Below are 11,909 nucleotides of genomic sequence, written 5' to 3'. Positions count from 1 at the left end.
CGTTGTCAGCCGCAACAGCGGCCAGACCACAATGGCCAAGCCCCCCAGAAGAACACCCGTTCAATTCGCGGAAGAAAGCTGGGGTCTATGTCGGCAAAGACAAGCAGCCACTGGTCAACAAGCGGATTTGCCGCGGCGAACAATACAAGGAAAATGCCCCCAAATCCAACTGGCAGAGCCCAATCAAATAGAAGACCGCGAAAGCTGCCTTTTGACGGGACAGCAATGCGCATTGCAAGGGCATCACGGACTGTCTGGACCAAACCATAACCCGGGATGCGCGCAACGGCACGCCAAGGGATCGCGCCATCCCAACGGTCGCTTGTGATCATCACTCCAAAAACAAACAGCCCCAACAAGGCTATCATCACTGTGCCGAACTGGACCACTTCGGCCATTGGCAGCACGGCCAAGATAAGCACGGTGAAGGATTTTAAAGCACGATCAAGAACCAGCCGTCTTGCAACGGTCAGGGCGACCGCCCCACCCAACAACATCATCCAGACAGCGAGGCCCGCACCCGGCCGAAAACCCCAGATCAGGACATCCGCCAAGAGTATCGCGGCGACGAAGACCGGCCCAGCCCGCACGCCCTGCGGTGGATCAGCATCATCTAACCACCACGCATCTTTCGCAATCCGATGCGGCACACCTCGCACAACCATATCTGTCCCTTTCTGCTCTTTTCAGAAAGGTCTAGGGACGCCCCGTGCAAAGACACTTAGGCAAATGTGCAGGTTTTGTGCAGACGGGCTTACCCGGCAGCGGCAGCCCGAATGGCGCGGATGTTCTCGCCATAGGGCGCTGGATCACTCACAGACCCGCCACGGAACACCGCAGAGCCCGCGACAAGCACGTCAGCCCCCGCCGCCGCAACCAAAGGCGCGGTTGTTGGGTCAACACCGCCGTCAATCTCAATATGGATGGGACGGTCGCCGATCATCGCGCGCAATGCGCGCACCTTCTCGACCTGACTGTGAATGAACTTCTGGCCGCCAAAGCCGGGATTCACTGTCATTACACAGACCAGATCAACCAGATCGAGCAGCATCTCAACGGCAGCGGCAGGCGTACCCGGGTTCAGGGCCACACCGGCTTTCGCCCCCGCCCCACGGATCGCTTGCAACGTGCGGTGAATATGCGGTCCGGCCTCGACATGGGCGGTGATGATATCAGCGCCAGCATTGGCAAAGCCTTCGATGTATGGATCAACAGGCGCAATCATCAGGTGAACGTCCATCACGCCCTTGATGTGAGGGCGAATGGCTGCACAGGTTGCCGGACCGAAGGTGATATTGGGTACGAAATGCCCGTCCATGACATCAACATGCACCCAATCAGCACCCTGCGCTTCAATAGCCTCGCATTCCGCACCGAAGTTCGCGAAATCGGCGGATAGGATAGACGGGGCGATCTTGATGGAGCGGTCAAAAGCCATGAGACACCTCATTTGGTTCGTTTGATGAGGCCATAACTTGCGATGGGCGGATTGTCACGCCAATCTGTTGCGATTCGAAAGCGGCGGGATGAAAACTCGGTGCCGATCCGGCCTACCGTGACATGCGGCAAGAAATCGCCATGAAACACTGCCTAATCAAGGCTCCGCTAATTTTCGTGCTGCACCGCAGCAATGACTGTGTTATTTTGATTTTATGACACAGACACTCCACCACGCAGAAATTCTAACCGAAGGCACGCAAATCCGCCTGACTCGCGCGACGCTGGCGCCGACGCGGCCGCGCGCCTTGCACGATCACGACTTTTACGAGCTGTTCTGGGTGCAGAATGGACGTGTCCGGCATCACCTGCCTGAGAACACGGCAACCCTCAGCGAAGGTGACGTCGTCTTCCTGCGCCCTGGCCATTTGCATGCGCTTCAAGGTCGTGGGGAGCACGCGTTGGTCGTCTCACTCTGCATCCATCCGGACACGATAAAAGCCCTCGCCAAACGGCACCCCAGCGTGAAGGGACATCTGTTCTGGTCCAAAGGCAGCCCGGTGCAAACCCACCGCGATATCCGGCAGTTGGCCGCACTCAACCATGCTGCAGTCCAATTGGAAAACAGCGCCTGCGATACGCTGGCCGCCGAGGCCTTTCTACTGCCGCTTTGCGCCGAACTGACGGCAGAGGCATTTGCCGACGATACACCCCGTTGGCTGACCAATGCCTGCACCGCCGCCAAATCGCCTGAAGTCTTCCGCGACGGCTCTGCCGGGTTGGTCGCGATTGCTTAAAGGCGCACCCTCATGTCAGTCGTATGATGCGCAAGCATTTGGGGCAGACGCCCTCGGACTACGTCAACAACATCCGCATGCAGCACGCAGCACGCGCGCTGACCACCGACAGCGAAGCAATCAGCGAGATCGCTGCTAATTGTGGCATTCCCAACATGTCGCATTTTCACAAACTCTTTCGCGAAGCGCATGGGATCACCCCGCTGCAATATCGGCAAAAGTTCCAACGGCAGGTTGTCCAACCCACATAGTATTTGACCGGATGGTCAAAACTTGCCAAGAGTGCCGCAAAGTGCCACCCTCATCCGGCACCGCAGGAGGCCACCTTGCAGACGACGCAATCCCCAACTTTGACAGCCACACAGCTGCCGCAAGTCCATTTACCTCGCAACGAAGGCATGCCGCTGGACCTTGATTGGGTCATGGCGGTGCAGGCGAATACGTCGGCCATAGAACGGCGGGCAAAGACACTGCCGGGGCGGCGTAGTGTGAAGAAAGATTATCAGGCCGCATGGCTCTGCAAGGCAATCAGCTTGATGGACCTGACCACATTGTCCGGCGACGACAGCGAAGGCCGCGTGCGCCGTCTCTGCGCCAAAGCGCGGCAACCCGTTGCAAAACCCATCCTCGAAGCGCTTGGCATGGAAGGCCTGACCACCGGTGCCATCTGTGTCTATCACGACATGGTGCCTACGGCCGTTGACGCCCTACAAGGGACGAATATTCCGGTCGCCGCGGTCTCGACCGGCTTCCCGGCGGGTCTCTCCCCGTTTCACCTGCGCATCGCTGAAATCGGCGAAAGCGTCGCGGCGGGCGCTGCAGAGATCGACATCGTAATCAGCCGCCGCCATGTGCTGACTGGCAACTGGCAGGCGCTTTATGATGAAATGAAAGAAATGCGCGCCGCCTGTGGCGATGCTCATGTCAAAGCCATCCTCGCCACCGGCGAGCTCGGTACGCTGCGCAACGTGGCGCGTGCGTCATTAGTCTGCATGATGGCCGGGGCCGACTTCATCAAAACCTCAACCGGCAAAGAGCCTGTCAACGCCACGCTCCCTGTTACCCTCACCATGATCCGTGCGATCCGCGATTACGAGGACCGGACTGGCGTGAAAGTCGGCTACAAACCCGCTAAGCGGGATCAGCAAAGCCAAAGATGCCTTGGTCTATCTGAGCATGATCAAAGACGAACTTGGTGACCGCTGGCTACAACCTGACCTTTTCCGCTTTGGTGCTTCCAGCCTGCTGGGCGACATCGAGCGGCAACTCGAACATCACGTCACCGGGGCCTATTCGGCGTCGTGGCGGCACGCGATTGGATAACCCATGACCATTAAAGAAATCTTCGACACCATGGATTATGGCCCGGCCCCGGAAAGCAGCGCGGAGGCGCTGAAATGGCTGGCGGATCGGGGCGGCATCGCGGGCCATTACATCAATGGCAAATGGGGTCCGATCCGCGATGACTTCGCATCAAACAATCCTGCAACAGGAGAAAAACTCGCCGGGGTGACCAAAGGTACCGCCGAAGAAATCGACGCCGCCGTCACCGCCGCACGCAAAGCACAGCCCGCGTGGGCCAAATCAGGCCACAAACGCGCCCGCGTCCTCTATGCCATCGCGCGACTGATGCAAAAACACAGCCGCCTTCTGGCGGTGATGGAGACGCTGGATAACGGTAAACCGATCCGGGAAAGCCGAGATATCGACGTGCCCCTCGCCATTCGGCATTTCTATCACCATGCTGGCTTTGCTCAGCTGATGAAGGCCGAACTGCCCGAACGCGAGGCATTGGGCGTCTGCGGCCAGATCATCCCATGGAACTTCCCCCTGCTGATGCTAGCGTGGAAAATCGCCCCCGCCTTGGCAATGGGCAACACCGTTGTGCTGAAACCGGCGGAATACACCTCACTCACCGCGATGATCTTTGCCGAGATTTGCACCGAGGCGGGTGTGCCGCCAGGTGTCGTGAACATCGTTACGGGCGACGGTGAAACAGGTGCCGCGTTGGTAAATGCCGCCGTCGACAAGATCGCCTTTACCGGCTCCACCGAAGTGGGCCGCAAAATTCGCGAAGCCACTGCCGGGTCCGGCAAAGCTCTGTCTTTGGAGCTTGGCGGCAAATCCCCCTACATTGTCTTTGAAGATGCAGACCTTGATAGCGCCGTCGAAGGTTTGGTTGACGCTATCTGGTTCAACCAAGGCCAGGTTTGCTGCGCTGGATCACGCTTGTTGGTGCAAGAAGGTATCGCTGATCGGTTCTACACCAAACTCAAGGCGCGCATGGATGGGTTGCGGATCGGTGACCCGCTTGACAAATGCATCGATGTGGGTGCTATCGTAGACCCTGTCCAATTGGACCTGATCACCAAAATGGTAGGCGCGAACACCGAAGGCGAAACCTATCAGACCAGCGCACCAGAGGGCTGTTTTTATCCGCCAACGCTCATTACTGGCCTGTCGCCAGCATCGACGCTGATGCAGGAAGAGATCTTTGGTCCGGTTCTGGCCGCGACAACCTTCCGCACCCCGGTTGAGGCCGTCGAAATCGCCAACAACACCCGTTACGGGCTGGCGGCATCCGTCTGGTCGGAGAATATCAACCTCGCTCTTGATATCGCACCGAAACTTGCCGCTGGCATCGTTTGGGTCAATGGCACCAACATGATGGACGCCGCTGCCGGTTTTGGTGGCGTGCGCGAAAGCGGCTTTGGGCGCGAAGGCGGCTGGGAGGGGCTGGCGGGCTACACCAAACCCAAAGGCACGACCAAACCGCTGAAGAGAAGCGAAGCATTCACGACCGAGGACGGCCATCCTGCCGACCCACTGGACCGCACAGCGAAACTCTACATTGGTGGCAAACAAGCACGGCCCGACGGCGGGTATTCCAATCCGGTTTACAGTCCGCGAGGCAAACTACTGGGCCATGCATCAGTTGCCAACCGCAAAGACATCCGCAACGCGGTCGAGGCCTGCAATGCGGCTAAGGGCTGGTCAAAAACCACAGGCCACTTGCGCGCACAGATCCTCTACTACATCGCCGAAAACCTGTCAGCCCGCGCCGATGAATTCGCCACGCGCATCAACCAGTTGACCGGCGGGCGCAGCGGCACAGATGAGGTCGAAACCGCGATCCGTACGCTCTTTACCTATGCCGCTTGGGCCGACAAATACGATGGGCAGGCGCACGGCGTCCCCATCCGGGGCGTGGCACTGGCAATGAAAGAACCGGTCGGCAACATCGGCATTCTCTGCGACGATGTGGCCCCCCTTGCCGGGCTGATCAACGCCATGGCCCCCGCCATCGCCATGGGTAACCGCGTGATCCTGACGGCAAGCGAACCCTTCCCGTTGGCGGCGACCGATTTCTATCAAGTGCTCGAAACGTCCGATATACCCGCAGGCGTCGTAAACATCCTCACCGGCAGCCACGCAGAGCTTGCCCCGACGCTTGCCAAACATCTCGACATTGATGCAGTCTGGTCCTTCTCCAGCACAGACCTCAGCGCGGAGATCGAAAAAGGCAGTGCAGGCAATCTCAAACGCACATGGGTGAACAACGGTACCGCAATGATGCCATCAACAGCGGATTACCTCGCCGCGAGTACGGAAGTCAAAAATATCTGGATCCCATACGGCGAATAAGCCCCCATGAAACGATCAGTCGATAGGTCGGTTCTTGTTTTTGTCGCGCCATGTGCCGAGCCAGCGGGATAGGCGCCCTTTGCGCTCAGCAACGTCTGCCTGCACCTCATCAATCTGATGGCCTGCTGCATCCAACAGCGGATCAACAGAACGCTCCCGGAACTGCCGCCACATGGCGCGAATAAACAAGATCGCTGCCATCATGAAGATGAAGAAGAAGATGTTGAACCACGGAATGATCGTGACGTTTGGCCCTTCGACCGGGCGGATCGCAATCGCGTTGGGAAAGGCAGAGACATACTCATTGCGCCAGCCATAATGGGTCACAACCGCCCATTTCGGGGCTTCGGCTGTTGACACTAGGTCATCGGCCTCTGTTTGCAGATTTGCAGTGTCAAACTTGAAATAGAATGGCCATCCCCAACCGGTATCTTCATTACGGTACACCATCACTTCGGTAGTGTCGCGCGGGACAAAACCCAAAAGCCAAGTGCGCTTTTTGACGGTCTGAATGAACTGCACATCGCGATTGACCAGTGTCGCCGACTGATCATCAGGACGCGCCCAGAAGATGCGTGTCCAGTCATTCAGGTCCTGCCGTTCCTGATAGGTATTCACCACCCGGACAACATCATGCTGCGGCAGCGCGTAGTGCAGCAGACTGCCGACCACCAAAAAGACAAGAACACGAAAAGTGATTTTGATCCTACGCATATTGTCCGTCCTTCAGTTGGCGTTAATCATATAGACGATCGTCCCGAGTACGACAGTCGGGACCACATAGACCAGTCCAATGAGTTTCGGCCGGATCGAGCTATCATAGGTTTGCAACCCTTCGGATACAAAGGCATCGCGTGCGCCGGGCGCACCGCCGTCAGGGTGATTGGCATCAAATTCATCTTCCAGCCGTTCCTTGCGCACGGACCGCGAATAGATGGAAACCGAAAAATAGATGACGGTCAGCCCAATAAAGCCAAAGATCACAAGTTTGATAAAACCCATCAGCGTCTCCCTCTTGCGACCGCACCCCACGGTCCCACGCGCGATATCAGATCAGGCTGCCGGACCCGCGGCATCTCCGTCATCGGGGCCTCATGACCAAAGAGCGCCTCGCGCGTCCCAGCCTTATCGACTTGGTACTCCCGGTCAAGAAAATCAACGACATAAGCGCGCTTTTCATCCGGCCAGCCCGCATAGGTGCGGTAGAATACCTCTTTATGGCAGATGAAAAGTTGGCGGATATCCAGTGGGGTCAGCTCTGCCAACAGCATATTCACAAGGTCCGCATCGACATGCGCCTTGGCCCGCAATGTATAGAAATAGGCGGGGTGTTCTGACGTAATCGTCGGCCACGGACCATCCTCTTCGGCCCACCGCAATAGTGCTGCCAACCCCTGCCAAGCCTCTGGCAACCGGTCTGCATACTGGCGGCCCAACCGGCGCAGATCGCGACGCGTGGCACCTGCAAGGTCCTCTTGCATCTCTGCGGCGACGGAGGCCACGATGAAATCCATCTTCTGATGCAGGATGGCCGCAGAATCGACGCCGCGTGCCTCCATGATCGGTTCCACCAGGTCATTCAGCGTCAAAAACTTGGCAATCGCAGAACGGTCCTCAAAATCAAAAACGAAAGGGATCGGCAGGTCGTCAAAGCCTTCTTTCTTCTTGGCGACAATGGCCGCCGGATGCGCGACCCCGCGAAACAGATACATGCCGCCAAAATGATCCGTCCAAAAATTCTCTTGCCCAAAGGACATCTGCCGCAACGCAACCGGGTTGCGCACCACATCCCCCGTTCGCTTGGCCATCCCGATCATGTCAGCAATCAAGACATCATCGTACCAGCCGCCCGGCTCTGTCTTAAAGCGGTCGATCATTTCGCCCAGCTTGGCGGCTTCGGCGACCGTTCCGCTGGTCGTGTCCGCCTCGATCGCGATCTTGCGGATATCAAACAGTTTGGCCGGGGTATCCGCCAGAAAGACCGAATTCACCAATTCCCCCGCAACCGCGTCGCGGGCTGTCAGCGCGAACAACTCCGACCGGTTTTCTTCGATAAACTGCCGCAGGATACCACGCGAGGTCGAGAATTTTGCATTCAAAAGCGGGGCCGTCGCCTGTTCCGTCGTTAGCAGAATAAACTGCCGGTTGACGCCTTTGTGATTCAGATAGAGGGCATCTTCGAACTCATCACCAATCTCTGGTGAGTATCCGGAGATATCAATATGGAACACATCCAGTGATGTTTCGCGCCCCATAAGGTGCTTTAGCGCACGATTGTATCGCTCTACCAAAACAGGAGAATCCACCCGGATCAGGTTCCCGAACATAAGGCCCTTTTCGATCAATCGGTGCATTCTACCACGTCTCCCTCACCCATTTGCGCGGCAAGCCCGCCACGGACAGTATCATGATTGGCGCCCAGATCAGGGCCGCAATCAACCCCAGCCTACCAAAGAACAAGACGTTTGCGGTCAGGCCAGATTTCGCAATCTCAGCAGCATTCACCCCTTGCCAGAGGTACAGGCAAAAGAAGAACAGCGCAGACAAGACGAATAGCAGAATGGTCGATAGGAAGGCATTCAGCATCAGGGGCTTGACCCCTTCCGGCAACGTCCGGGCCAAGGTGCGCGGGACCACAAAGGCAAGAAACCCAAGCACAAGCGCCTAAGCAGAAACAATGCGTCTGAAAAGAGCGCGCTCACGAACCAGCCTTCCCCTCCAGATACCGTTTCTTGGCAATCTCCTGTCGGCCAAAGTCACGCACCATGTTCTCAATCGCCACCTCATCTGACTTATCCGCATAACGGAATTCACTGTCGGCGTAGCGGTTGATTTCCTGGATTACCATCTCAACTGTGATCGGTTGGCGCAGTTCCGAGATCATGCCCTTCTTCGTATCATAGTCCTTGAACAAGAACAGATCGGGTTCCTCCATCCACTCATCGGGCAGCTCGAAATCCATCGCCCGAACCTTCACCGCATCGGTAATGTTCTTGATTGCACGGCCGGTAAAGCGCGCATCCGCCTCCTGAATGCCCTTCAAATAGGTGCCCAGCTTCGCAATTGTGTCCAGATCACCAATCTGGCCGTGCACTCGCTCAAATACCCGTTGCAAGCCTTCTTCATGCGGGCGCGCATGGCTTTCGAAACTTGCGGCAACTGCCTTCTTGATCTCTTGGGCGCTGAACACCTCATGCGCACCCACGGGAATGTCGTGGTTCTTGCCCATCAAGAGGTACAGAATGTCGATGTAGTCTTCGCGCGTCTGCGGCCCATCCACAAGGAAGCGCGCACCAGCCCGCTGGCGCAGCGCATCGTCCACATTCTCAGGGTAGTTCGAGAACATCCCAAAGGTACAATTCCCGCGCACGACGGTGTTGGCCCCGGCAAAGCTTTCCATCAGCACAGCCGTAATCTCCAACTGGCCCGCCGATGATTGGCGGTCCCCCCGCTTACCAGCCAACTGGTCAATATCATCAATCGTGCCAAAGCCGATCACACCGGGATCAAGCACATTGTTGATAAACGCCTTCGCGTTCTGGCCCGACTTACCCTGATAGCTGTCAATGTTATCGGTGCTCAGATTCTGATAGCGGAACGGATAGCCCGCCGTCTGGCAATACTCATTCACCAGCCCGGCCATCATCTGAATCAGCGTCGTCTTACCCGTCCCCGGTGCACCATCCCCCATGAAGGTAAAGATAAACCCGCCCAATTCGGCAAAGGGGTTCAGCTTGCGGTCAAAGTCATAAGCCATCAGCATCTTGCTGAGCTTCATCGCCTGATACTTGGCAATGTGGTTGCCAACGACCTCATTCGGCTTCTTGAAGGTCATCGTGAGCGTCGAACCCTTGGCCTTGCGCGCAGGCGTAAAGCCCTGCACCACAAAGTCATCGGCCTCAACCCGCCAGGACGCGGCATTGAACGACGCCAAGCGCCCAGCAGTCGATGCACGTAACGTGACTTTTTCCATCAACTGTTCCGAATAGGCAAGCATCGTGGCAATCAACGTCGGCTCATCTTTGGCAAATTGACCCAGCTTCTGATCCAGCTCCCAAATCGCGCCATGCAGCGCCAACGGTGCATTGTCGGTCAAAACTTCATCGACACTACCCACATCCACGCTCTGTTCGCCTGCCTGCGTGGCCAACAAAAACGACGTGGCATTCGCAAAAGTGTAGAGCGCCACCAGCGACTCGGCCGTCAGATATTCGGTAAACTCAACCGAGCGATCCTGCGGCAAACGCCCCTCCAGATTGATACGCTTCAGTTCGGTCAGCGCAGTCTGATCCGAAAACTGATCGGCGACAGTCAAAGCAATCGACAATGCGCGCCGCAAAGCATGGGCAACGGATGCCTGGGCGGGCGATGTCAACGGATCATCATTATCCGTTTCCGCAATCCGGTCCAACAAGCGCACCCCACCAGAGGGCGCCGATGTACGCGATAACAGCCCTGGCGTGGTCGAGCGAAAACGACGGCGAGTGGCGGCCACATCCGGTGACTTCTCTGGTGCCTCAAGTGACAACCGTGCAGTCGCCAAACGCGGGCTGTGATCCAGACGCATCAGCATCTCAGCCGCAGGAATATAGTGTTTACGGATGTCTTCTTCCCGCAGTTCCATTTGGTCGCTTGACTGGCTCATGCCACTTCCTTCTTCTCATGTTCCCAAACACCTCCGCCGGAGGCATCTGTTCCCTCAAAAAACCCAACATCTGCCACAGGGTCTCTGGCAGCGCCGTCCGTAAGGTGGGTCTTGACCCACCCTACCTGTAACTCAACACCCGCCCGCTATCGCTGACCACGAATTTACGCACATCGCGAAAACCCGCGGGATTGCGCTCGGCCAAAGCCTGATAAGGGCGCTCGGGCATAATCAAAGACCGCTCCATCCGGCTCGCGCCGGTCTCGGCTCCCCCACCTTCGAAGGGATCAAGCGCAAAGATTTGCCGCTCCACCGATCCAAACCAACCCGATTTGATGTTCTCTACCCGCTCCGACACGAGTTCTTCTTCCGTCCACACCAAGGCCCAATCTTCGCCCGCCGGCGCATTCGCATCCCTCAAGACATCGCGCAATGGCCCCGCCTGACGGGTAAATGCGTTGCTATACATCGGGCCGATATGAAACCGGCGCATGCGGGTCGGATGCAGGTCCTTAAAATCCTCATCAAACCCCTTCGCAATGGTCAGAAGCTTCAGATGCGCCAGCGACTGTGCCATGAGATGCGCCTGTGCCTCAGGCCAGCGATGCTCATCCTTTGGCAACCCGGTGCGCCCGGTATCCTCCAACTCCATCAGGTAGATCGTGGGCAGGTTCACCTGGCTGTCGTAAACGGCCCAGTGCACCAAGAACCGGCGTCGGTCGCCTTCATTCCCCAACCACAAACACTGGGGATCATTGCGCGCCCAGAACTGATCCCCGCGCGACAGCTCTTCATAGTAAAGCCGCTGCGACAACGCATATTGCAGCTTCGTCGGTATCTCCTGATCGCTCAGAATAACCCGCACCATCTGGTCTTTCAGATCGCCCACACCCGGTTGGGACTCCAGATGCCGGTCCGCCTGCTGGGCATCATTCGCCATCTCCAGCAGCTCCTGATAGACAGGAAAGCCACTCTCGCGTCGGTCAAAGGTCAGCTTGCCGGAGTGCGTAAAGCGCCCCGCAAAATGGTACTTGTGCGCCAGCGCTGTGAAGGTCCAGTTGAGACCCACCAGATAACGCGCCATGACCTCGATCTCTTTGCGATCAAAGCGGCCCTCCGCCTCCATCGTGGCAGCAACCTTGGTCAGATAGCCCGTGATCCGCGCGAACTTATCAAAATACCGGCGGGTGACGCGAGTATCTTCCAGTTTCATGTGATCGGCTTGGAGGTTAGTTTCTGGCATTTCTAACTTCCCACGCGTGCCAGTACGCAAGCAGAGCAAATGACGCTCCGACTGGTACAAAAACGAGATACTTTGCCAATTCCCAGATAAACTGCGGCCAGCTTGCGGGCACCCACAATCTCGTACAGCTATCGCAATCTGT

At 57.3% G+C, this 11,909-nt stretch carries 11 protein-coding genes and 1 pseudogene; 4 read left to right on the top strand and 8 right to left on the bottom strand.

Features of this window, described 5'->3' with window-relative positions:
• Positions 1 to 5 precede the first annotated feature (5 nt).
• Together QTO30_RS17100 and rpe are read right to left on the bottom strand one after the other, a co-directional pair.
• Positions 6 to 665 carry a hypothetical protein gene (locus QTO30_RS17100; RefSeq protein WP_340425266.1) on the bottom strand — a complete coding sequence of 220 codons (660 nt, stop codon included), beginning with the start codon at positions 663 to 665 and terminating at the stop codon, positions 6 to 8.
• A gap of 89 nt (positions 666 to 754) precedes the next feature.
• The gene (gene rpe, locus QTO30_RS17095; RefSeq protein ID WP_340425265.1) at positions 755 to 1,438 is read right to left on the bottom strand and encodes a ribulose-phosphate 3-epimerase; all 684 of its coding nucleotides are present in this window, start codon (positions 1,436 to 1,438) and stop codon (positions 755 to 757) included.
• A 214-nt stretch (positions 1,439 to 1,652) separates the two neighbouring features.
• Here rpe and QTO30_RS17090 point away from each other — a divergent pair, with 214 nt between their 5' ends.
• The 4 genes and pseudogenes from QTO30_RS17090 (at position 1,653) to QTO30_RS17075 (ending at position 5,879) form a co-directional block, all read left to right on the top strand.
• On the top strand, positions 1,653 to 2,234 hold the full coding sequence (locus QTO30_RS17090) for a cupin domain-containing protein (protein ID WP_340425264.1): 582 nt from the start codon (positions 1,653 to 1,655) through the stop codon (positions 2,232 to 2,234).
• 23 nt (positions 2,235 to 2,257) lie between these two features.
• Complete coding sequence (locus QTO30_RS17085) at positions 2,258 to 2,485, top strand: helix-turn-helix transcriptional regulator (protein ID WP_340425263.1); 228 nt, start codon at positions 2,258 to 2,260, stop codon at positions 2,483 to 2,485.
• Between the two features lie 75 nt (positions 2,486 to 2,560).
• A pseudogene (gene deoC / locus QTO30_RS17080) lies at positions 2,561 to 3,557 on the top strand (deoxyribose-phosphate aldolase).
• Positions 3,558 to 3,560: 3 nt separating this feature from the next.
• Entirely contained in the window at positions 3,561 to 5,879 is a 2,319-nt protein-coding gene (locus tag QTO30_RS17075) for an aldehyde dehydrogenase family protein (protein WP_340425262.1), read from the top strand.
• 15 nt (positions 5,880 to 5,894) lie between these two features.
• Here QTO30_RS17075 and QTO30_RS17070 read toward each other — a convergent pair whose 3' ends face one another.
• The 6 genes from QTO30_RS17070 to QTO30_RS17045 all read right to left on the bottom strand — a co-directional run bounded on the left by QTO30_RS17070 (position 5,895) and on the right by QTO30_RS17045 (position 11,767).
• Complete coding sequence (locus tag QTO30_RS17070) at positions 5,895 to 6,593, bottom strand: DUF1523 family protein (protein ID WP_340425261.1); 699 nt, start codon at positions 6,591 to 6,593, stop codon at positions 5,895 to 5,897.
• A gap of 12 nt (positions 6,594 to 6,605) precedes the next feature.
• Positions 6,606 to 6,881 carry a hypothetical protein gene (locus QTO30_RS17065; RefSeq protein ID WP_340425260.1) on the bottom strand — a complete coding sequence of 92 codons (276 nt, stop codon included), beginning with the start codon at positions 6,879 to 6,881 and terminating at the stop codon, positions 6,606 to 6,608.
• A complete protein-coding gene (locus QTO30_RS17060) occupies positions 6,881 to 8,233 on the bottom strand; it encodes a DUF6638 family protein (RefSeq protein WP_340425259.1) in 1,353 nt (450 codons plus the stop codon). The genes QTO30_RS17065 and QTO30_RS17060 overlap by 1 nt, the downstream gene beginning before the upstream one ends.
• A 1-nt stretch (position 8,234) precedes the next feature.
• Entirely contained in the window at positions 8,235 to 8,537 is a 303-nt protein-coding gene (locus QTO30_RS17055) for a hypothetical protein (RefSeq protein ID WP_340425258.1), read from the bottom strand.
• 40 nt (positions 8,538 to 8,577) lie between these two features.
• Entirely contained in the window at positions 8,578 to 10,524 is a 1,947-nt protein-coding gene (locus QTO30_RS17050) for an AAA family ATPase (RefSeq protein ID WP_340425257.1), read from the bottom strand.
• A gap of 121 nt (positions 10,525 to 10,645) precedes the next feature.
• Positions 10,646 to 11,767 carry a hypothetical protein gene (locus tag QTO30_RS17045; protein ID WP_340425256.1) on the bottom strand — a complete coding sequence of 374 codons (1,122 nt, stop codon included), beginning with the start codon at positions 11,765 to 11,767 and terminating at the stop codon, positions 10,646 to 10,648.
• Between the last annotated feature and the right edge of the window lie 142 nt (positions 11,768 to 11,909).

It is taken from the genome of Yoonia sp. GPGPB17 (assembly GCF_037892195.1).
Taxonomy (GTDB): domain Bacteria; phylum Pseudomonadota; class Alphaproteobacteria; order Rhodobacterales; family Rhodobacteraceae; genus Yoonia.
Note: the sequence above shows the minus strand (reverse complement) of the source record. Positions and strands in the feature narration are given on the sequence as shown.